13 protein-coding genes and 1 pseudogene are annotated in these 21,228 nt (G+C 69.3%); 6 read left to right on the forward strand and 8 right to left on the reverse strand.

Annotated elements, in window-relative coordinates; genetic code table 11:
- Nucleotides 1–73: 73 nt before the first annotated feature.
- Together R2S09_RS27025 and brxD are read right to left on the reverse strand one after the other, a co-directional pair.
- Entirely contained in the window at nucleotides 74–2,281 is a 2,208-nt protein-coding gene (locus R2S09_RS27025) for a DEAD/DEAH box helicase (RefSeq protein WP_316743774.1), read from the reverse strand.
- The gene (gene brxD / locus R2S09_RS27030; protein ID WP_316743778.1) at nucleotides 2,281–3,630 is read right to left on the reverse strand and encodes a BREX system ATP-binding protein BrxD; all 1,350 of its coding nucleotides are present in this window, start codon (nucleotides 3,628–3,630) and stop codon (nucleotides 2,281–2,283) included. The genes R2S09_RS27025 and brxD overlap by 1 nt, the downstream gene beginning before the upstream one ends.
- Nucleotides 3,631–3,916: 286 nt before the next feature.
- Between brxD and R2S09_RS27035 the strand changes: the two genes are divergently transcribed.
- The 3 genes from R2S09_RS27035 to R2S09_RS27045 all read left to right on the forward strand — a co-directional run bounded on the left by R2S09_RS27035 (nucleotide 3,917) and on the right by R2S09_RS27045 (nucleotide 7,679).
- Nucleotides 3,917–4,642: a DUF4839 domain-containing protein gene (locus R2S09_RS27035; RefSeq protein ID WP_316743780.1), complete on the forward strand. Its 726-nt coding sequence runs from the start codon at nucleotides 3,917–3,919 to the stop codon at nucleotides 4,640–4,642.
- 170 nt (nucleotides 4,643–4,812) lie between these two features.
- Nucleotides 4,813–6,630 (forward strand): DUF262 domain-containing protein, encoded by a 1,818-nt coding sequence (locus tag R2S09_RS27040; RefSeq protein WP_316743782.1) that lies wholly within the window; start codon nucleotides 4,813–4,815, stop codon nucleotides 6,628–6,630.
- Complete coding sequence (locus R2S09_RS27045; RefSeq protein WP_316743784.1) at nucleotides 6,627–7,679, forward strand: CBS domain-containing protein; 1,053 nt, start codon at nucleotides 6,627–6,629, stop codon at nucleotides 7,677–7,679. Before R2S09_RS27040 ends, R2S09_RS27045 begins: the two co-directional genes overlap by 4 nt.
- Nucleotides 7,680–7,866: 187 nt before the next feature.
- Here the strand turns inward: R2S09_RS27045 and pglZ are convergent, their stop codons facing one another.
- The 6 genes and pseudogenes from pglZ to R2S09_RS27075 form a co-directional block, all read right to left on the reverse strand.
- Nucleotides 7,867–10,785: a BREX-2 system phosphatase PglZ gene (pglZ, locus tag R2S09_RS27050; protein ID WP_316743786.1), complete on the reverse strand. Its 2,919-nt coding sequence runs from the start codon at nucleotides 10,783–10,785 to the stop codon at nucleotides 7,867–7,869.
- Complete coding sequence (locus tag R2S09_RS27055) at nucleotides 10,782–14,675, reverse strand: phage resistance protein (RefSeq protein WP_316743788.1); 3,894 nt, start codon at nucleotides 14,673–14,675, stop codon at nucleotides 10,782–10,784. The genes pglZ and R2S09_RS27055 overlap by 4 nt, the downstream gene beginning before the upstream one ends.
- Before the next feature lie 220 nt (nucleotides 14,676–14,895).
- Nucleotides 14,896–15,885 (reverse strand): hypothetical protein, encoded by a 990-nt coding sequence (locus R2S09_RS27060; protein ID WP_316743790.1) that lies wholly within the window; start codon nucleotides 15,883–15,885, stop codon nucleotides 14,896–14,898.
- A 22-nt stretch (nucleotides 15,886–15,907) separates the two neighbouring features.
- A complete protein-coding gene (locus R2S09_RS27065) occupies nucleotides 15,908–17,200 on the reverse strand; it encodes a hypothetical protein (protein WP_316743791.1) in 1,293 nt (430 codons plus the stop codon).
- Complete coding sequence (locus R2S09_RS27070; protein ID WP_316743793.1) at nucleotides 17,197–17,559, reverse strand: hypothetical protein; 363 nt, start codon at nucleotides 17,557–17,559, stop codon at nucleotides 17,197–17,199. Before R2S09_RS27070 ends, R2S09_RS27065 begins: the two co-directional genes overlap by 4 nt.
- Before the next feature lie 513 nt (nucleotides 17,560–18,072).
- A pseudogene (locus R2S09_RS27075) lies at nucleotides 18,073–18,322 on the reverse strand (hypothetical protein); the annotation flags it as partial.
- A gap of 303 nt (nucleotides 18,323–18,625) precedes the next feature.
- On the opposite strand from R2S09_RS27075, the gene R2S09_RS27080 reads away from it, so the two are divergent.
- The 3 genes from R2S09_RS27080 to R2S09_RS27090 all read left to right on the forward strand — a co-directional run bounded on the left by R2S09_RS27080 (nucleotide 18,626) and on the right by R2S09_RS27090 (nucleotide 21,053).
- On the forward strand, nucleotides 18,626–19,042 hold the full coding sequence (locus R2S09_RS27080; protein WP_316743795.1) for a hypothetical protein: 417 nt from the start codon (nucleotides 18,626–18,628) through the stop codon (nucleotides 19,040–19,042).
- A gap of 47 nt (nucleotides 19,043–19,089) precedes the next feature.
- Complete coding sequence (locus R2S09_RS27085) at nucleotides 19,090–20,547, forward strand: hypothetical protein (RefSeq protein ID WP_316743797.1); 1,458 nt, start codon at nucleotides 19,090–19,092, stop codon at nucleotides 20,545–20,547.
- 89 nt (nucleotides 20,548–20,636) lie between these two features.
- Nucleotides 20,637–21,053, forward strand: a complete 417-nt coding sequence (locus tag R2S09_RS27090) for a hypothetical protein (protein ID WP_399144771.1) — start codon at nucleotides 20,637–20,639, stop codon at nucleotides 21,051–21,053.
- Nucleotides 21,054–21,228: the final 175 nt, after the last annotated feature.

Consider the following 21,228-nt stretch of genomic DNA (forward strand, 5'->3'; position numbering starts at 1 on the left):
GGCGCAAAACAACGGCGTGGCTTCGGCCGGGGAAGGCCGCTTTACGGGCACTCAGGCACATGCTTCCGAGGTCTCATACGGAACCGCTTGGGGCAACGAGACGCACCTGCTCCGACAACACCGTGCGGGCGCCTTCGAAGTCCGCGAGCCGAGCCGCGACCGTGGCGACGGCCAGACGTTCCGGGAGGGCAGCAGAGAACTTCAGGCCGCGGACCGCTCGGTGGTCCACATCAGGAAGCACCAGGTTCTCGCCGACGTTCTCGCGCGCCTCGCGCCAAGCGGCCGGAGTGAGATCCTCACGCAGCCGCACCCAGCAATCGGCGGGGCGTTGCAGGGGATCGGTGACCGACTGCAACGTGGCGGCGAGGGTCGCATTGGCGCGGTAGCCAGCCCAGGTCCACCACCGGACGTCCGCTCCTACGCGAGTGATCAGAGTGCCGCCCGGGTGCACGGTGTCCGGTGCGTCGCTCTCACGTTGTTCGGCCAGACATGCCAAGGCACGGCGGGTGAGCGACACGGGCGGGTCCTCGCCGAGCAGTACCTCACGCATGGCGCGGGTGAGGGCGTAGGACAGTCCGGCGATGCCGCCGTTCATCCACTTGGCGACGCCGCCGCCGTCCGCCGGTTCGACGAAGACGCGTTTGCGCAGCCAGTCGATATACGTCACCTGCCAGCTACGCCCGCCCAGCAGGAGCCGCCGGGGACCTGGCCGTTCCTCGGTGAGCACGCTCGGATCACTGCGGCCGATCTCGGTACGGCCGGACAGGACGGTGAACTGCGGGGGTGCGGTGAACGACGCCGTGAGTTCGATGAAGTGCCGTTTGCCGAATCGACGTTCCGCCTCCGGGCCGACGAACAGCATGCCACCGTCGGAGTCAAGGAAGCCCTCATCTGTGAGGAAGCGCAGGATGGGTGTCGCGGAGCGGTCGAAGGGGGCCAGCCCATTCCACTGCTGATCCCACAAGTGATCGCCCAGCTTGTGCTGTTGCAGTGTGACGGCCAGCAGTTGCTGGGCCACTAGATGACGGGGCTCGGGCGGCGGCAGGACGGGCTCTACCCAGCCGCGCGCCCACAACAGGAGCAGCCCCGCCGCCTGCAGCAACGTGTCCTGGCGCGTGGCGAGGAACAGACAGTTGCGTACGGTCCCCGCACGCCGGCCGGTGCGCCCGATGCGCTGCAGGAAGGAGGCGACGGAGGCGGGTGAGTCGATCTGGATGACACGGTCGAGGTCGCCTACGTCGATGCCGAGTTCGAGGGTGGAGGTAGAGACGATGACGCAGTCGCGGGCCTCGGCGAAGGCCTGCTCGGAGCGGGTTCGCTCGTCGACAGAGAGGGAGGCGTGCGACAGGAAGACGGTCACCTCGCGGGCGCGCAGCGCGGCACCCAGTTGCTCGACCTGTGCCCGTGAGTCGCAGAAGACGAGGCGTTTCTCGCCCCGGTGCAGGGCGGCGATGAGTTTGGCGGCGTTGTCGAGGGAGCCTACGTAGTCCAGCTCCACCTCTCCCGCCGGTCGAGGGTGCTGTGCGGTGATGGCCCCCCGGCTGTCGCCATTCCCACTAGACGCGGGCGGCTTCACCTCCGGGGCGACCACGCGACCTGTTCGGCTTCCCGCCCTCGCGCCCTGAAGCCAGTGCAGCAACTGCTTCGGGTTGCCGACGGTCGCGGACAGGCCGATGCGCTGGATGGGCCGGCCGGTGACCCGCTCGAGGCGTTCCAGTACGGCAAGCAAGTGCCAGCCGCGGTCGTCGCCCGCGAAGGCGTGCACCTCGTCGATGACGACGGCCCGCACGCTCCCGAGCAGCCGCGCATGGTCGGTCTTGACGCCGATCAGCATCGCTTCGAGCGACTCGGGAGTGGTCAGCAGGATGTCCGGCGCCTCAGTGCGGATGCGTTGCCGCTGCGACTCCTTGGTGTCGCCGTGCCAGAGGGCGGCGCGCCGTCCCAGCCACTGGGCGTAGGCGTCGATGCGGCCGACCAGGTTGTTGAGAAGCGCCTTGAGCGGACACAGGTAGAGCACCGAGGTTCCTGTCCACCGCCGTTCGGCCATCGCTGACAGCAACGGAAAGCAGGCCGCCTCCGTCTTGCCGCCGGCCGTCGGGGCCAGCAGGACGGCGTCCTCACCCTGCATGAGCGGGACGATCGCCGCACGTTGAAGTGGGCGCAGGTCGGGCCAGCCGAGGGTGTTGACGATGTGGTGCAGGACGACGGGGTCGAGCCGGTCGAGTACGTCGGCCCCCTCCCCGGTCGGCCCAGCCGCGTCCGTGCTGTCGACGTCCGCCATCACAGCTCCAGGTCGATGTCGTCGGCGGACGCTGAACCGCCGGTGACCGTGGCGGCCAGGTTCCGCTCCACGTCGGTGAGCTCGCTCCTCGCGACGGTCAGCTTGTAGTGCCTGCGTGGGTCGAAGTCGTCGAACTGGTCCACCCGGTCGAGGACGTCCCCGACGAGCTTCTTCAGGAACAGTCGGGGCGCCACCCCGACCTTCCCGCCCAGCGCTCCGCCGACGGCCCGCGCGAGGTCCGCGACGTAGGCGTCGTCGACGACCGTCCGCACGCGCTCGGGTGACGTGGCGGCGTCCGCGTACAGATCCCGGATGGTGACGCCGAGGCCGACGAGGGACTCCTGGGTGAAGCCGGGCAGCCGGATCTGCACCGCCCGGGGGTTGTCGAAGCGCGGGTCGGTGGTGAAGTCGGTGGCGAGCCTCTGGGCGAGCGGGGCCAGGCGCTGCACGCCCTGCTGACCGTCGTAGAAGGCCGGCGTGCCAGTGATGACGAGGTACAGGCCGGGGAAGCGCCCGGAGTGCACCTCGTCGATGAGCTGCCGCAGCGCGTTGAGCGCCTTGTCGCGGGCGTCGGAGCGGACCCGTTGCAGGGTCTCCACCTCGTCGAGGACGACGAACAGTCCGGTGTGCCCGGAATCGCGCAGCACGGTGAGGAGCCCCTGCACGAAACCGAGGGCCCCGAAGTGGTCGAGGTCGCCGCGCACGCCGGCGGCCCTGCGTGCGGAGGCCGCGACGTGGGGCTGGCCGCCGAGCCACGCCAGCACGGCCGCGGCGGTCGCCTCGTCGCCGTTAGCGAGGGCGGCCCGGTAGCCGCGCAAGGCGGTGGCGAACGACGGGGCGTCCCGGGAGACCTCGGCGAGCCGCGCGACGAGCAGCTTCTCGACCTCGCCCGGCAGTTCGTCCTCGGTCGCCCCGGCGGCGAGAGCATCCTCCTCCAGGGCGTAGAACCAGGCGTCGACCACCGGGCGCAGGGCGCTGGGCGGGAAGCTGGAGGTGGTGAGGCGCTCGGTGAGCCGCCGGTAGACCGTCTCCAGCTTGTGCAGCGGCGTCTCGTTCTCGGAGATCTGGATCTCGGCCACGGCGAAGTTTCGGCGTTTGGCCCGCTCCCCCAGCCAACGGGTGAAGAAGGTCTTACCGGAGCCGTACTCACCGCGCACAGCCTTGAACACCGACCCGCCGGACGCGACGGTGTCCAGTTCCCCATCGAGGGCCGCCTCGAACCGGTCGAGACCGGTGGCGAGCAGATCGAGTCCGCTCTCGGGCACGGCCCCGCGGCGCAGGGCGTCGATGACGGTACGGCGGCGGGCGACGCTGACCCGGGCGGGGCGCTTGGATCCGGTGGTGCTCACGGGGACCAGTGTCCCATCTTCTTGCGCATCAGTGCCTCGGCAAAGGTTCACGATGTGCAGTTCGTAAGCGCCTTGCCAGTCTCACCGCGAGGTCGCGTTCGTGCCCTCGGAGGCTTCACGTCGGTCATCCAGATGGCAACGCTCGACATGTGCCGCGTCGTGGCGCATCTGTCCCTCCTGTCGGCGGGGCACCGGCGGCGCATCGGCACTCCGCGCGGAAGTCGCGGGCTCCCCTATGCTGCGCAAGGCGGTTGGTATGAGCAGTCGATTCAGGGGGCGGAGCCGCATGGCCGACGAGATCAAGTACGAGTACAAGACCGTGCGGACAGTTCGCGGCACCGACGGCTTGGTGATCTCGAAGATGCAGAAGGATGGCTGGGAGCTCGTGGAGCAGGCGCAGGGCAAGCTCCGTTCCACCCTCAACTTCCGCCGGCCGAAGAAGCCGCTGCCGTGGCTCCTGATCGGCGTGGCGGCCGCCGTCCTCGTGATCCTGGCCGTCGTCATCGGCGTTGCCTCTGCACTCAGCAACGGAGACGAGAAAACGGACAGAGCGGATAAGTCGGCAGCGGCTGCGGGCGAGAAGCCTTCCGCTGTGCCGACTCCGACCGCGACCAAGGCAGCTGCCACCAAGGTGACTACGCCCCAGAACGACCCGAAGTTCGCAGCACTCCTGAAGGCGGACTCGTGCGACGATGCGAACCTGGACTTTGCGACGAGGCACAAAGGCCAGACGATCGCGTTCAACGGCTCAATCGTGGACATGACACCCCACGGTGACTACGACACCCGCTACGACTTCCTCCTCGGCCCTGGCGACAAGGGACCGAACACGACGGCCGGCCCGACCTTCAAGTACGAGAACGTCAACATTTCCGACCTGGGACTGACCGGCAAGAACATCCCCGCCACCGTCGGCACAGGCGACAAGTTCCGCTTCGTCGCCAAGGTGGGAGAGTTCAACGCGGTCCAGTGCCTCTTCTTCCTCGAACCGATCTCGACGGAAACCCGGTAACCAAGACAGGCCGTCACGCGTGCAGGATCTGGTCGGACTCGCTCACGGGCGCCGGGCCGGGACGTGGATCCTGATCCCGGCACCTACCCCTGCGAACCGCCTTGACCGCCACCACAGAGCACTGCTGAAATCACTCTCCGTACAGACAACAGGGCGGGGAGTGGAGTCACATGGCGGCCCTCGACAACGTGAAGCTCAAGGACGTACTGGCGGATGTCGCCTCGGGCTCCTTACAACTGCCCGACTTCCAGCGGAACTGGAAGTGGGACGACGACCGGATCCGGGCGATCATCGCGACGGTCACGCTGGACTACCCGCTCGGCGTCGTGATGACGCTGCAGACAGGCGGCGCCACCCGGTTCCGGTCCCGGACCCTCACCGGTGCACGGCCGGACGGGGATCCGGCGGCCGACCTCCTGCTGCTGGACGGGCAGCAGCGCCTCACCTCCCTCTTCCAGGCCCTGTGGCTGGACGCCCCGGTGGAGACGGCGGACGCCCGGAACAAACCCATCCAGCGGTGGTACTACGTCGACATCGCGAAGGCCGTCGGACCGTCGGTGGACCGCGACGAGGCCATCGTGTCCGTCCCGGCCGACAAGGTGCTCCGGACGGACTTCAACCGCACCGTGGTGCTGGACCTGAGCACCACCGAGGCCGAGTGCGCGGCCGGCCTCTTCCCCCTGCACTTCGTCTTCGACGCCCAGCGCGTGAACGAGTGGAAGAAGGCGTACATCAAGGCGGACGAGGACCGGAACTGGGACCTGTGGGGCCAGTTCGACGAGGCGGTCCTCCAGCAGGTCCGCGCCTTCCAGGTGCCGATGATCCGGCTGGCCGCCTCCACCTCCATGGACGCCGTCTGCGCGGTGTTCGAGCGGGTCAACACGGGCGGTGTGCCCCTGAACGTCTTCGAACTGCTCACCGCGACCTACGCCGGGGACCGCGACTACGTCGAACGCACCGGGGACTACTACCAGCTTCCCGAGGTGTGGCGGGAGATCAAGCAGGCGCTGGCGAGCAAGTACCCGGTCTTCGGCCGTCTGGAGAGCGGCCTCGAGAACGGGCTGAGCAGCATCGACTTCCTCCAGGCCATCGCGCTGGTGCGCACCTGGGAGCGGAAGCAGCAGGGCCTCGGGGCCACGGTGTCCTGCAAGCGCCGCGATCTGCTGGACCTTCCTCTGGCCGACTTCGTGCGCCTGGCACCCAAGCTCGCCGACGCCTTCGCCTGGGTAGGCGACTTCCTGGAGCGGCAGTGCATCGTCCGCCCGGCCGATCTGCCGTACAAGACGCAGCTCGTCCCGCTCGCGGCCGTCCGCGCCATCCTGGACAGGGCGACGGGCGGGCTGGGGGCGGAGGAGAAGATCGAGCAGTGGTACTGGTGCGGGGTCCTCGGTGAGATGTACGGCGGCTCCACAGAGACGCGCTTCACCAAGGACGTCGAACAGCTCGTCCCCTGGATCTCGCAGGACGAGAGGGCGCCCGAGACGGTCACGGAGGCGTTCTTCTTCGCCGACCGCCTCGACACCCTCACCACGCGCAACAGCGCCGCCTACAAGGGGATCTACGCCCTGCTGATCAAGCAGGGGGCCGTGGACTGGCATCACACGGACGCCCCGCTCAGTCCCGGCCGGCTGGACGAGTACAGCGTGGACATCCGGCAGATCTTCCCCAAGACGTGGTTCCGGCGAGGTAACAGCCATGGGCTGCCCACGAGTTCGATCGTGAACAAGACACCCTTGTCGTACCGTGCCGCGATGGACATGACGGGTGCGCCGTCGTCCTACCTGGCCACCATGATCGCCGCGTCCGACACGCGTCCCGAATGGTTCGACGACGTCCTGACCACCCACCTGATCGATCCGTACGCCCTGCGCGAGAACGACTACGAGCGCTTCTACCACGACCGCTCCAAGCAGTTGCAGGACCTGGTGCACTCCGCCATGGGCAAGAAGACGATGCTCCGCGACCTGCCGGAGGACGACGCCCGATGACGACCATGCCTCACGAGCAGGACGTCGCCTCGCTCAAGGGCAGGACCGTGTCCGTGCAGGAGATCCTCGACCTGTTCCGGGTCAGGGTCCGCGACCACCGAACGGTTCACCGGATTTCGCAGGCCCTGACGGACGTCGGACTGACCACGCTGCCGGACTTCGCCGTCTGCGGTCTGCGCAGCACTGTCGACGTCGTGCCGCTGGCGGCCGTTCCGGCGCAGCGCACGTCGGCCGCACCGGAGGGTGAGGCCGACGAGGCGGACGAGGCCCTGCCCTCGCACGCCCTGCCGCAGCGGCTGCTGCTCGGCGACATGCCCTCGACGCGGCGCGGCCTGGTGTCCGTGGGACCAGGCACTCCTCTGTCCCAGACGACCTTCCTTATGCGCACCAAGGGCTACTCCCAGATCCCGGTGACCACCGGCATGGCGCAGGTCCACGGGGTGGTCACCTGGGGGTCCGTGGCCAAGATGTACGGGGCTGGGAAGCCGGCCACCTTGGACAACGCGATGGAGAGGGACGAACTGCCCGTCTTCGACGCCCGCCAGGAGTTCTTCGCCGCCCTCCCGGTCATCCGCGAGCACGGCTACCTGCTCGTCCGCGGCGACGACGGCTGCCTCTCGGGCATCGTCACCGCCGCGGACGTCACAGATCGATTCGAAGGCGCGGCACGCCCCTTCTTCATCGTGGGCGAGATCGAATCGCTGCTGCGCCGCTGCCTGGGCGCGGCGCTGGACACGGAGACCATCAAGGCGGTCCAGACGAACAAGAAACCGGAACACCGCACCGGCCAGGTGTCGGACCTGATGTTCGGCGACTACCTGAGGCTCCTGGACGGCGACCAGACGAAGCAATCCCTCGCCGAGCGGGCCGACCGCAACTGGGCGGCCTTGAAGTGGCCCAACATGCCCAGGGAACAGTTCATCGGCCTGTTGAAGCGGGTGAAGGACATCCGCAACCGGATCGCCCACTTCGACGAGAAGCCGCTCCCGCCGGAGATGATCGACGAGCTGACGACCTTCGCGAAGGTGCTGCGGGAGTTCGCGCCGTGAGGTAGCGGGGTGGGGCCGCTCCTCTCTCACCGCGGGCACGCGATCTCGGCTCACACCGTCTTCGTGCAGGTGTCGCGTAGCTCGCAGCCCCATCGTCGGCCACCGCCTACGCGGGTGAGATCACCGTCTGACGACGGACCACTCGGGGTGCCTCGGACCTTGCTCCTGAGGCACCCGAGCCGTGTCGTCAGCCCGCTCCGAAGGCGAACTGCTCCCGCAGCAGCGCCCCGTGGAGCCGCAAGGTGCGGCCGTCGGGCAGGGTCTCCAGGACCTGTACGCCGTCGTAGTTGAGGAGCTGTCGCAGGACGGCGGCGAAGCCGTCGCCTCGGGTGACCGGCATGCCGGCGCGCTGGGCGAGCGCGGTCACGGGCAGGGTGCCGCCCGCGTCCAGCAGAGCGGCGAGTGCCTTGTGCACCTGTTCCTGCTGCGGCTTGCGGGCCAGACCACCGAGCTGCGCCTGGTACGTCTCCGAGTCGAGCAGCGCCGTCACCACTGTCTCGGTTCGCGAGACGACGGCCGGGGTGAGCAGGGAGTCCTCTCCCCCGGTGGTCAGCGCGACGTCGAAGAGCGCGTCGTGGGTCCGGGCGACTTCCGCCTGCTCCTTCTTGACCTTCCCGGTCGGCTTCTTGGGAGCGGGGACCGTTCCGGCCGGCCGGACGGTGGGCTCACTCGCCAGCGGCGTTCTGCCGGTATCCTCCGGGGCCCACCAGTTCGGCCGCTGGTCGCCCAGTTCCCGCCACCCCTTGGGGGGCTCCGCGCCGAAGGGCAGGAAGGCGAGCAGCGGGATGGTGACCTCGGCGAGGGACGCCCCGCCGTGGTAGCCGGCTTTGAGGGCGGTGTAGCGGGAATCGGCGTCCCACAGGGCGACGACGGACGCGCCGGGCTCGGGCCAGACCACCCTCGGTCCGGACAGGGCGACCTCGCGTTCGGCGAGCGGGCCGTCGCCGGGCAGGCGGTGGCGGGCGGACGCGGGATCGGCGGCGGTGTCGACCTTCGTACCGTGCCGGTCGACGACGTGGCCGTGGTCGCTGGTGAGGACGACCGCCATGCCCTGGGCGGCCGCCACCCGCAGCAGGTCGCGCAGGCCGGGCACGTCGTCGATCCGCCAGGCGCCGTCGCCGAGCTTCTGCTCCTTGGCGAGCCGGTCGTCGATGGCGTTGAGAACAACGGCGACATGGGTCCTGCCGTCGGCGAGCGCCTCGGTGAGCGCCGGGCCGAAGGTGTCTCCCGCGGTCTCGGTGCGCAGGTCGTCCTTGTGGAACACGGCGGCCGGGGCCCCGCTCCACAGCTTCAGTGCGGGAAAGAGCCGTTTCTCGTCAGCCTGAGTGCCCTTCATCAGGGTGCCCGCGAAGAGCGAGGTGCGGGACACTGCCGTCACGGTGGGCAGGGCGGCAGCCATGGCCCGTCGCTGCGGGATGTCGCCTTCGGGCAGCGGGTCGAACTCGGCCCAGGAGCTGCGCAGTTCCTCGCCGAGCTCGTTGGCGATGGCGGCGCTCATGCCGTCGAGCACGAGCAGCAGCACCCGCCGCTCCTCCCCGCGCCGGACCACCGGGCCGACCACGCGGTCGAGGAAGGTCTCGACGGTGAGCATGGAGCCGGGCTGGGTTCCGGCCTGCGTCCAGGCGGCCAGGGAGCGGGCGAAGGACGCGTCGATCTGCCGGCGCCGGTCCCTGACCCGGGTGCCGAGGGTGTCGTAGGCGGCCTTGAGGACGGGGTCAGGGTCGCCGCCGGCCTCGATGTGCTCCAGGGCGAGGTCCGCCCAGCCGGTCTCGGCGACGTGCCGCTGTATGGCGTCGGCGACGGTGGGGGCGTCGGCGGGCGGGTCGGTGGCCAGCCAGCGGGCGAGGCGCTGGCCCATGCGGGCGCGTTCGATGCGGGCGGACTCCTCCGGTTCGGCGGCCAGCCGGTGGTCCTCCAGGCGACGGACGGCGTCCGTCACCGCGGCCGTGTCGCCCGCCGCGAGGGCTCGGCCGACGGCGGTGAACCGGGCCTCGAGTCCGCCGCGCAGGACGGGGCTCGCCGCCGCGCCCTCCTCCGCGCCGAACTGGCGGGCCAGCGCGGACGCCCGGTCGAGCACGATGCCGGTGGTGCGGCGTGCCTCGCGTGCCTGCTCGGCGTCGGTGCCGCCGGTGCGGTGTCCGGTCGCCAGCAGCGTGGTCACGTACTCCTCGGCGGCCCGGCCGAGGACGGTCACCAGGGCGTCGAGCTGCTCGCCGGTCGCCGGGGGCTGGTCGCCGAAGTAGCGTTCGGCGCGGCCCCGGGCCCGGTAGATCTCGGGGGCGGGCTCGGCGTGCTGCCACAGCGCCGCGCACACCAGGCCGAAGGCGGCGGCGTCCGCGCCGCGTTCGGCGTCGACGAGGGCGAGCAGGGCGCGTCCGGCGAGGCCCGCCTGATCCTCCTCGCCGAGGAAGGCGGCCAGTCCGGAGCGTTCGGGGCCGCGCAGGGCCAGGAACCGTTCGGGGGCTCCGGGTCGGGTGGACCAGTGCAGCAGGGCCTGGGCGTCGAGCCGGTCGTCGCCGGGGCGGCGCGTGCCGCCCTCGGTGTCGTAGCGGCCCAGGCACAGTCGGCGCTGGGCGAGCGCGGTGAGGGCGTACTGGCGGGACAGCCAGCCGCCGGGCACGGCCGGCCAGCCGCCGGGCGGGGTGGCGTCGAGCAGGGCCTCGGCGGCCCAGTTGACGTCCTTGAGCCGGGGGTCTATCTGCCGGGCGCCGAACGCCTCGCGGACGACGTCCCAGCTGTCGACCGTGTCGATGCGCAGCTTGTGGACGCGGGCGAGGATCGCCGGGTCCAGTTCGTGCTGCTCGCGGTCGGTGAGGACGACCAGGACGGCGGGGCCGGGGCGGCGGCCCGCCAGGTGGTCGAGGACGAGTTCGTGGACGGCGAGTGGGGACGGCGCCACCGCGACACCGGCCGTGAGGCCCTCGCCCCAGACGGGTTCGGCGGGGCCGTCCCACTGCGGCGCGGACCGCAGCAGCACGACCCGGCGCCGCCCCTGCTCCTGCCCCGTCAGGGAGGCGGCGAGGTGCGTCTGGGAGGACAGGTACTGGGTGACGGTCGCGGCGTTCAGTCGTACCGCACCGGGCGCGGCGGTGGCGGTGTCCGTCATTCGATGACCTGCCAGGTGATCTCGATGGTCGCGTTCGGGTGGCGGGCGGCCAGTTCGGCCAGCTCCGCCTGGAGGTCGGCGGCGGCCCGGGACACGGTCGTGCTGCGGCGTCCGGACTTCCGCGCCGTAGCGCCACCGCTCGCCGGGGAGGGCGTCTCCTGCGGCTGGGTGTAGGGGATGCGCGGGTCGCTGGTCGGCGTGTCCAGGGACAGGTCACCGGCCGAGGAGGGCTGGGGGGTGACGGGCGCGGGCGGCGGGGTGGCGGCGGCCTGGGCGCGCTTGATCAGGGCGACGACCTCGCGCTGGGTGCGGGTGAGGGCGTCGCGCAGGTCGGCGGTGCGCTGGTCGTCGCGGGCCACGTTGCGCAGCGAGTCGAGCAGCGCCTCGCCCTCAGGGCCGAGTCCGGCGGCAAGCTCCAAGGTGCTCCAGGGGGCGGAGGCGACGGCCTCCGCGACGGCGCGGGCCTTCTTGATGGAGGTGCCGTACCGGTCGGCGCTGGTCTCGCCCAGGGCGAAGGAGGCGAGGGCCTCCACGGTCTTCTTCGCCCCGGCCGCGCCCTTGCCGGACTCCGCCGTGACCGCGTCCAGCAGTTCCAGGGAGCGGCGGGCGAGGGCGAGCCGTCCGGTGTCGGCGGTCTGGTCCAGGCCGAGGAAGGAGGCGTGGGCCTCCAACTGGTGCACCAGGTCGGCCGCGTGGTCGCGGTGGGTGCGGGCGGCCTCGATGATCTGGCGGGCGAACTGGTTGACCATCCGGCCGCGCCGCAGCGCGGGCGGCTTCGAACCGAAGATCGTCTCGAAGCGCTGTCGTGCGGTGTCCCAGTCGGACTCGGCGGGCAGCGGCTGGCTGCGCAGCGCGTCGTGGTCCTTGATCGCACTCAGCTCGGGCGCCGGGTCGAGGACGGTGCCACCGCGCACCCAGACCCGGTCGTCCATCTCGGCGAAGGCGGCGACGACGAGCCGGGCGAGGAAGTCGGGCAGGCCGCGCGGGTCGGGCTTGTCGGTCCAGTCGGTGAGCGTGATCAGCGACAGGTCACCTGTGACGCCCTGGGAGCGGGCGAGCTGCCGGAAGTGGTCGGCCCAGTAGCGGGACAGCTCGAAGTACGCCTCCTTCTGCTGTCCGAGGCGCAGGGGTCCGGCGATCCGCTGCATGAGCTTGCGGTCGGCGGCCGGGACCTCCACGCGTCCGTCGCGGGCTTCGGCGGCGGCCCGGACGTGGGTGAACACCTTCTTGGTGTCGGCGGGCTTGACGGCGGTGCCGGTGGCGTCGGGGTCGAGGTCGGGGTGGGCCGGGTACTGGTGGGCGAGCAGCTTGCCCGCGACGTGCCGGATGCCGTCGTGCATGTTCTGCCCGAAGGACAGAGTGAGGCCGTCGACGTCGGGCAGGGCGACGAGGTGGTCGTCGAAGTCGGGCACGACGTCGGCGGGCTGCTTCTGCGCGAGGCCGTACGCCTGCTTGAAGGCGCCCTTGACCTGCTTGAGCAGTGCCTCGCGTTGTGTTTCGAGCAGCCCCTTGGCACGGCTGCGGTTGTCGGCGTTGAGGTGGCCGGCGTACTGGGTGTCGAAGCGGTGCTCGTCGGCGAGTGCCTTGTCGATGACGACGAGGCGCCGGAAGTCGGCGAAGCGCTGCGCGGACAGGTGCGCGGGCAGCCAGGCGACGGTGCGGGACCGTTCGCCCTGCTGGCGTTCGCGCAGCCGCTGGATGCGGTTGACGTCCTCGACCGGTCCCCATTCGCCCTCGTCGAAGGGGAGGTCCATGGCGATGCGCCAGCGGCCCTCCTCCTGCGGCATCAGGTCGTGGTCGGGCAGCTCGTCCTCGTCGGCGACGTTGCCGAAGACGATCTCGGCGGTGCGGGCGGTGCCGCGCCAGGTGAAGCTGAGCTGGTCGCTCAACTGGCCGTGCTCGACGCCCAGTTCCTCGGAGAGCAGGCGGCGGGCGAGCGCGACCCGGTTGCCGGGGTTGTCGTTGACCTGCGCGTTGGCGATGACGGAGTCCACGTCGACGCCGGAAAGCTCCAGCCGCACGCCGGGGTTGGCGTCGGTGCCGGTCTCCTTGATCTCGGGGAACCGGGCGGCCCACTCGGCGACCTTGTTCTTGATGATGCCGACCTCGGCGCCCGGGATCGGCGCGAGCACCGACCCGTGGTTGAGCGCGCCGAGCCGCCGGATGGTCAGCTCGGACAGGGCGGGCACGCTGGGCGCGAGCGCGGAGAGCAGCAGCGTGCACACCAGCCGGTTGTCGCCGAGGAACATCCGGCAGCCGCCCAGTCGCTTCGGGTCGGTGAGGGACTCGGGACGGTTGCGGTACTGCTCGACGTCGTCCTCGGTGATGTCGTACGAGCTGAGCAGGTACGGCCGCAGCTTGGTCTTGTAGAGCTTGTCGGCGGCCTCGAAGACGACCTTCAGGCTGTCGGTGAACGGCTTGTCGCCGCCCTCCGCGATCACCGGGTAGAGGTCGCCGACGGGGACGAGCTGGCCGAGGCGGATCTCGTCGCGGTGGTCGGCGAGGAGCTGGCCCATCAGCTTCAGACCGGTGCGGGAGCGCTGCAGCGCGGAGGAGATGTGGACGAGGGTGTCCATGAACGCCGGCGAGAACGGATACGTCAGCCGGAACGACTCCGCGTCCGCGCCGGTCGTGCCCTTCTCCGAGCCGAGCAGGGTGTCCCAGACCTGCGGGCCGACCCGCTTGGTCTGCTCGAAGGCCGCGTCGACCTGCTTGGCCGCCTCGGCATCCTTGGGCTTGAGGAGGCGGGCGTGGGCGATCTGCGGGAGGTTGCGGTCCTCCAGGGTGATCTTGTCGAACCGGCCGGAGGCCAGGTTCAGGGTGTCCTGGATGGACGACTCGGCCGCGCCGGACACCTCCTCACCGACCAGCTCGCGCAGGTCGCGCTGGCGGGCGATGAACGACACGACGGGGATGGCGCGGCGGGCGTCGCCGCCCTCCACGAAGTTCGTGATCTTGCTGGCCTCGCGCGCCACGAACTTCTGGTCGTGGATGAGGGTGGCCAGCCACAGGATCAGCTCGTCCATGAACAGGATCAGGCCGTCGTAGCCGAGCGACTTGGCGTGCTCGGCGATGACGGACAGACCGGCGTCCAGCGAGATGAAGCCGTGCTCGTCCTCGGCGGCGTTCTTGGTGAAGCCGGGGAGGAGGTTGGTGCCGGCGTCGTTGACCAGCTTGGCTCGCAGCTCGGACGGGGTGGAGGGGTTGAGGAGATTCAGCGATACGCCCGCCTCGTGGTTCTCCTCGGCGGCGAGCGCGGTGTCGAGGAGCTCCGGGGTCCAGGCGAAGCCCTCGCCCCACTCGTCCTCCTCCTCGTCGTCCGCGTCGCTGGTACCCAGGCCGCGGATGACGGCCTCGTCGCCCATGTTGGCGCGCATGGCGCGGATGTCGGCGAAGAGGGAGTCGGTCCGGTACACCTGCGGGGTCGGGGCGTCCGGGTGCAGCTTCTTGACGTGGTGCACGTATCCGCCGAGCACCCGCTGTTCCAGGGCCTTCGCGCCGAGCATGTGGTACGGCACGAGCAGGAACTTCCTGCCGTCCGTGCTCAGCCATTCGTGCCTGGTCAGCACCGGGTCGAACTCGGTCCGGGCGCGGGCGGCCGGGTTGCCGCTGAGCAGCGCGTACAGCACGGCCATGAAGTGTGACTTACCGGAACCGAAGGAGCCGTGGAGATATGCCGCCTTGGAGCGGTGCCCGTCCAGCGCGGACTTGATGAGGTCCAGCGCCTCGTCGAAGTTCTCCAGCAGCCGCTCGGTGACCACGTAGTCCTTGAGCGCGTGCTCGGCGCCCTCGGGTGTCGTCGCCTCGGAGAGGGACAGCACGAAGTCCGAGGTGGAGATGGACTCCTTGATGTCGATGACATCGCGGAGAAGGGGCGGCTGCTGGGCCATTACCGGTCACGCTCTCCATCTGGTGGCCTCCGCCACCGTTGTACTCGATCGTGTGGGGTGTCTGGGGTCACCCGCCGGCGGCCATGTAGCCGACGCCGGAGGCACCCCACTCCACCAGTCGTACCGAAAACAGGTACCCGTGCGGAACCATTTTCCGGTACGACCAGGAATGAGGTGTCGCAGACGACCATAAGCGCCGGCGAGGCCCGCACAAACCTGTTCACGCGCGGTGGAAGACGTCGAGCGGGCCGTAAGCAGTCGGCTTGCTGTCGGCCAGCTCAGGGTGGTCGCCCACGCGGTCCCGGAGGATGCCGACGGTGTCGGGCCACACGGTGAAGTGCCCTCCGGTGCCCACGAGGATGCGGTCCCAATCCTGGGAGGCCGAAACGCCGGCTCGGTCGATGACGAACCCACGGCAGTCGGCCGCATCCTGGTCGAGCGTGCGCACCAGTGCCGCGACCGCCTCCTCGCGGTCGGGCGCGGGAACGTCGCTGAGACGCAGCGTGATGCTCTGCGTCGTCTCGTCCGTGCGTCGCACGATGCCGGTCAGGGACTGGTCGTAGCCCATCCAGCAGGTGAACTCGGCCTTCGAGTATCGATCGTCGGCCAAGGCGGCGGCCAGGGCCGCGCCATCACCCATCAGCGGCTCACGGGTTCCGACCGGCGTCTCACGGAACCCGAAGAGGGCATTGGTCAGCGGATGCACGGCGGAGAGCCCGGCGTTCTCCAGATGCGTGAGGAGCTGCTGGGCACGCGCGCTGTCCAGCTTCGGCACGTACCAGGTGAAGAAGCCCGCGGCCTTGGACGGGGCCGTAGCGGGGGCGTGGTCCGGGAACTCCTCCTGGAAGATGTGCCTGGCCTGTTCGTCGGGCACCACAGGCACCGTGTAGTTGTTGGCCCGGATGTGGTCCAGGAGTTCCTGGGGGAGGGCAACGTGGTGACGGCGCACGTAGTGAACGAGGTCGATCGGCCAGATCCAGGTGCCGTCGGTCAGCAGGGATTCGGAGCCCACGATCCACTCGTCGTCGGTGAGGGCGTCGCGCCGAGCGCCCATCGTGCTGTAGATCTCCCGAGCCGATTCCAGATAGGCGAGGATGCGGTCCTCGTCCGAGGGCCCGCTGCTGCGCACAGCAGCTCGCAGGGACGGCGCGTCGCCTACCGCGGCGTCCAGACCGCCGGTCTCGCGGTAGAAGCCCGCTCGCTTGGTCATCTTCACTCCTGTGTGCCTGCCGCTAGTGGGCCATGGGCAGGTAGGTGCGCCAGTAGCCATTGTTGCCGATAGTGGGGATCTGATTGAGGCCGAGATCGGGGGACGTGCCCACCTTGCTCGTGGGTGCGGTCACGGGCACGCCGAGCTCGTTGGCGACGGACTGGGCCAGGGGCAGCTCGGGCGGCTTCGCATCAGCCCCGGAATAGCAGGAGACAAGGCGTACGGGCTCACCGTGATAGTTGGGGTTGCTGCGGATGGCATCCGCGATGTGGTTGGGGTGAACTTCGAAGTCCGTCAGGGTTTTTCCTGCGGCATTGATACGACCGGGTACGAACACCCCCTTGTCCGTGCCGTGGACGACCACGTCGTGTACGCCGGGGACACGGGCGACCCGTTGCAGGTTGTTCAGGGTGCGCTCGTCGTAACCCACCGTGGTGGTGTTCTTTCCGAAGTAGACCGGGTCGCCCGAGACCAACTCGTAGTCGCCGGCCCGCGCCGGAGGAACGGGAATCTTCGAGTCGGGGGACTGGATCAGCTTCCACGTACGAGACTTGCCCATCTCGTCGAGGGCCGCGCTGTTCAGCCGGAAGCCGTTGAACAGGCTTTCCATGCCGCCGTTCTCGGCGACGATTCGGGCTGTGCTCCCACCTGCCCCGAAGGCGCCGCCGAACTCCATGCCGTAGCGGGCGGAGTCGCTCACCTCGTCGAGGCTGAGGCCCTTGCTCTCGCCGGTGGCCATGGCGACGGGCTGGGTCACGGCGAGGTCGACCGTGATCGATTCGAGTCCACCGATGGCGGCCGTGGCCAGGGTGGTGCCGGCGATGGTGGCGATCTCGGTGGACACGGTGACACCGAGCGTGGCGGACAGCTCCAGGATCGAGGCGGTGGCGGCTGCCGCGGCGCCTTCGGAGATGCCGAGCGTGAAGACCGCCAGGGCGGTGCCGGCCACGATGGTGGCGCCGACGATCTCCAGCTCGTGTTCCAGATGCTTGACGGCCTTGTGGACGACGTCGGCGTACTGGTCGAGGGCCTTGGCCATGTCGCGGGCGCCATCGATCATGTCCTGGAGCCAGCCGTGGCCGTCGTAGTAGTAGCGACGCCAGAACGGGTCGTCGAAGGCGGATATCGCCTCGCCTTTGTTGTGCTCGATGATGCCGCGCGCCGACTTGTTCGCGGCGGTCGTCACGTCTTCCAGGTCGTCGGCGAAGTCCCGCCAGGCTTTGGCCGCGTCGCGCAGCCCCCCTTCGTCGGCATCCGGCCACCACATGCCGGTCAAGTCCTGGACGATCTCTTTGGCCTTGTCGGCTGCGCTCACCGCGCGCTCCCGTTGCCGTCGTGTGGGGCGGGCTGGATCTTGCCGAACATCGAGCGGACCAGTAGTTCGTTGTCGATGTGACCGTCGGCCATGTCGGTCATGGCCGCTTCGATGCTGGCCAGGCCGAGCGCGAGAATCCCGGCGGCGGCCTCCATCCTCTTGACGTGCGGGCCGTAGCACTCGTGGAACTTCTGCCCCTGTTCGTCGTCGCCCCACGGCGAACCGGTCGCCGCCAGAGCCGTCTTGAGCTTGGTCAGCGCCTTGGCCAGGTCGGAGCTGTGCGTATGGAAATCCGGGGCCGTCGCCTTCAGATCGGCGATCTTGATGTCGAGTATCTTGCCGTCGCTGTGGTCGCCCATGGCGTCTTCTGCTCCCCCTGAGTCGGCTGACCGGCCCGAAGACGGTAGATCACCGAGCCGGTTTGCTCTCGCGATCCCGGTCAAGGAGTGGCAAAGTTCCGATCAAGGCGCGCAAAGGATGAGGGCTCTGCTGCCCGCCAAGTGATCCGAAGACTGGCACGCCCCGGCGGGAACCAGGAGATCGTTCCGCTTGCCTTGCCCCGCCCCAGCATCCCGAGGCTCGGACGTGGCTTCCCGGTACTCGGTGATCGGCTCGACCGGGCAGCAAGCGGACACGGCCCGCCGCACGCCCGCTGCGAGCTCAGTGCAGTGCCACTTCCGACGACCCCGGGTTGCCGGCTTCTTCGCCGCTGATCGGGCAGCCATCCATCCAGGTGCCGAATCCCGAGGGGTCCTTGCCTTCCGTGGACCAGCCGGCATGCGTGAACTCCGACAGGTCCGCCACGTAACCGGACGGCGTGGAGACGCGAAGCGGAAGCCGGACGGAGACAGTGTGGCCATGTGTCTCAGGCCGGGCTTCCACCTTGGCGGTCTCGTAGCGGATCGAGTCGTTGGCCGCCTTCTCCAGAACGTCGACAGTGATACCCGCCGCCGCGGGAGTCTCTTCTATCGCTCGTCGGATCTCCTCCTCGGAGCAGTGGCGAGCCAGTGCACTTCGGAGGTACGCCTGCCTGTGGATACGCACACCCGGAAGCTTCGCTGCCGCCAGCAGCACCGCGAAGAAACGCGACTCGGGGTTCTCGACCTCTTTACCCTGCTTCATGGCAGGAACTTACAGTAGCTCCGCGCTCCAAGGGCCGGCATGCGTTGACCGTTTCCCGTCCTCGCTCTGAGCCGGAGATGAAGGGTGGAGACGGCCTGGACAAGTCCGGGGATCCGGGTGGCTGGGCGCCGTGGATCGCGGAGGAGCCGCCAGGATTCGCGTGCCGTCCAGGGTCAGGTACGCCTTCGCTGACGCGGTCCGTACCGCGTCAGCGAGGCCGGTTTCCGGCTCACCAGCACTTTGCAGCCCTAACCGCGCCTCACGTAAAGTTGCGGGCATCTGATCACGCTCGGGGGAGAGATCATGACCGAAGACGACATGTCACCGGGCGGTGCGGCGCCGACCCGGATGCGCCTGAACCATGCGGTCCCGCTCGATGGCGGTGGAGGCTCGCCGTCCGGCGGCAAGGATCTCGCTTCGAGCCCCGCGGAGAAGAAGAAGGCAGTCGAGGCGATCGAGAGGCACCTGGAGCCTGACACTCACAGGGACGGCATCCAGGCGCGTGAGAGCACGGGGGCAGCCGCACGGGAGTTTGGGGGGTGGCTCACCGGACCTGCTCTGAAGACCGCGCGTACGACGTGGAGCGAGCAGCTCACGACGCTGATGAACCGCCTCGGCTCGGAGAAGGCCGCGTTGCGCGCCACGAACACGCTGCTGCAGAACACGGACACCGGCATCGAGCTGGGCATCCGCAAGTCCTCCGTGCTCGACTCGTTCTGATCGCACAGGTCCGACCGAACCGCGGGCGCCATAACAGGAGTTCAGTCATGGTGACGTACTACGAGATCATGGGCACCGACCTGTCGAAGCTCACCACGGCTGCCGACGACTGGGCCGCCATGGCAAAGGACTTCGACAAGCTCGCGCGGACCTACGAACAGCAAGTGCATGGCATTTCCCTCGGTGACACATGGGTGGGCCTGAGTGCCGACGTCGGCTCCGCGCGCTTCGACGTGACGTGGAAGGAGTACCAGGGAGCGCAGAGCGAGGCGAAGGCCGTCGCCGAACTGCTCCGGGACGCGCACGCTGAATTCAGCCGTCTTCGCAAGAAGATCGAGTACGTCCGGGAGGACGCGGTGAAGGCCGGCATGAAGGTGTCCGAGCAAGGCGCCGTCGCCTTCGACACGTCCAAGCTGGATCACAGCGAGTACATGGCCTACGTGCACGATCCTGACTACCAGGAGAGCTCCCGCGAGGCTGCTGCCGGATGGGCCGCGCAACTGGATTCGGCGGTGGCGGCCCTGAACGACGCGGACGAGGGGTTCAGACTCGCTCTCGCCTCCGTGATGCAGGACAGCGACCCCTTGGACGGCACGATCGGCGGTTTCAACCGGGAAGCGGGGCCCGACCCGTACCCGTCGCTTGCGGAGAGGGCGAAGGCGCAGCACGTCCCCAAGGGCAAGAAGGCGGTCGCCGAGTGGTGGCGCGGCCTCGATCCGGTCACGCGCGGCGTCCTGCTTCAGGAGAAGGGCGACGAGTTACGGAAGGCGGGGATCATGAGCCCGCTGTACCACTGGCATGCTGCTGACTCGGGGTCCGGAGCCTTCGACACCGAAAAGCCCACGGCCGAGGATCTGTGGTACCTGGCCCGCGCGCAGGCCATCGCGGCCGGCGGCGACGTCAGCGGCGAGAACGCGGCGTCACGCAACATGGAGCATTACCTGAGTGCGACGGGTGAGCCACTGGACCTGGACATCGACCGCATCCTCAAGGACGATGCCGGATTCCGCGATGATGTCTCGGTCCACATCGCCCAGAACCAGGACGCGTGGCGACAGCAAGGGCTCGACGCCTTCGAGAAGGCCGGTGGTGACAAGACGGTCGTCGTGCCGGTGGAGAGCAAGGCGGTCGGTCGCACCTTCCAAAGCGACGAGTGGTTCCACGCGGTCGGCTCCCACCAGCAGAACGTGTCGGGGATGGTCACCGTCACCCCCGGGGTGGACGGCAAGCCCAAGGTTTCGCTCGAATACCAGGCCAACGTGTGGGACCGGTACAACTGGGACGCCGGCAAGTCGACCACCTTCCCCGGCGGCGTGGTGATCCCGGACTCCGAGATGGGACGGTTGCACAAGACCGGACTTGCTCAGGAGTTCGACATGCGAGGCAGTAGCTCCACGTACACGTACGACCTGGACAGCGATGCTAAACCGACAGTGAACCCGCCGGACCAAGGACGAGAAGGAACCCGCGGCGACGTCTCACGCGGTGACGAGGAGAACCGGTGACGACCAAACGAGGTGCCCTCCTCATCGCGGCGGTGGCAGCCACTGTCTTGCTTTCCGCCTGCTCCAGCCCGGACACGGACGATCGCCGTGTGACCGGCGGGCACACCTCACGGTGGGACGAGAACGCCGGCGCGCCCGAGGCGTCGGCGTTCATGCACGTGACGGCGCCCAAGGGTGCGACCGAGGTCAAGGGAGCCGTGCAGATCAACCCCCAGGAGGACATCTACCTCCTCTCGTTCGTCACCAGCGAGAAGAACGCCGAAGGCATCGCGGCGGACCTTCGTCCAGAAGAACCGCTGAAGGTGAAGAAGGTCGACTTCACCCCGGATGGCGAGCTGTTCCGGCACCTCGGGCTGGCCGAGCCGCAAACGCTGAAGGGAGCCCGCTCGGCCGGTGTCTGCCCCCCGTGCGTGAAGGACGATCGCCGCAAGAAGGTGCAGTGGATCGACATCTACGTCCAGGCGCTCAAGGACGATCGGGCCAGGGTCTATCTGAAGGCGTTCTGACCTCAGTCGCAGCCGAGCACGGCACCGGGTCCGAGACGGACGTGGACGGCCGCACCGGTCTGCGCCGGCGCGGGCATCCGGCGAGCAGGGCGCCTGGGCTACTGAAGGTGTTGCGCGAGCGGACGTGCGCGGGGCCCTCGGCAAGCGGCGCGCTTGCCGAGGGCCCTGTCTCTGT

The sequence above is a fragment of the Streptomyces sp. MK7 genome (genome assembly GCF_032658145.1).
In the GTDB taxonomy this organism is placed as follows: Bacteria; Actinomycetota; Actinomycetes; order Streptomycetales; family Streptomycetaceae; genus Streptomyces; species Streptomyces spiralis.

Bases quoted from the DNA above. Each gene is read 5' to 3' on its own strand.
- R2S09_RS27040 (WP_316743782.1), top strand. From the start codon at position 4,813: ATGGCGGCCCTCGACAACGTGAAGCTCAAGGACGTACTGGCGGATGTC.
- R2S09_RS27070 (WP_316743793.1), bottom strand. From the start codon at position 17,559: ATGGGCGACCACAGCGACGGCAAGATACTCGACATCAAGATCGCCGAT.
- R2S09_RS27060 (WP_316743790.1), bottom strand. From the start codon at position 15,885: ATGACCAAGCGAGCGGGCTTCTACCGCGAGACCGGCGGTCTGGACGCC.
- R2S09_RS27055 (WP_316743788.1), bottom strand. From the start codon at position 14,675: ATGGCCCAGCAGCCGCCCCTTCTCCGCGATGTCATCGACATCAAGGAG.
- R2S09_RS27085 (WP_316743797.1), top strand. From the start codon at position 19,090: ATGGTGACGTACTACGAGATCATGGGCACCGACCTGTCGAAGCTCACC.
- R2S09_RS27045 (WP_316743784.1), top strand. From the start codon at position 6,627: ATGACGACCATGCCTCACGAGCAGGACGTCGCCTCGCTCAAGGGCAGG.
- R2S09_RS27025 (WP_316743774.1), bottom strand. From the start codon at position 2,281: ATGGCGGACGTCGACAGCACGGACGCGGCTGGGCCGACCGGGGAGGGG.
- R2S09_RS27080 (WP_316743795.1), top strand. From the start codon at position 18,626: ATGACCGAAGACGACATGTCACCGGGCGGTGCGGCGCCGACCCGGATG.
- R2S09_RS27035 (WP_316743780.1), top strand. From the start codon at position 3,917: ATGGCCGACGAGATCAAGTACGAGTACAAGACCGTGCGGACAGTTCGC.
- pglZ (WP_316743786.1), bottom strand. From the start codon at position 10,785: ATGACGGACACCGCCACCGCCGCGCCCGGTGCGGTACGACTGAACGCC.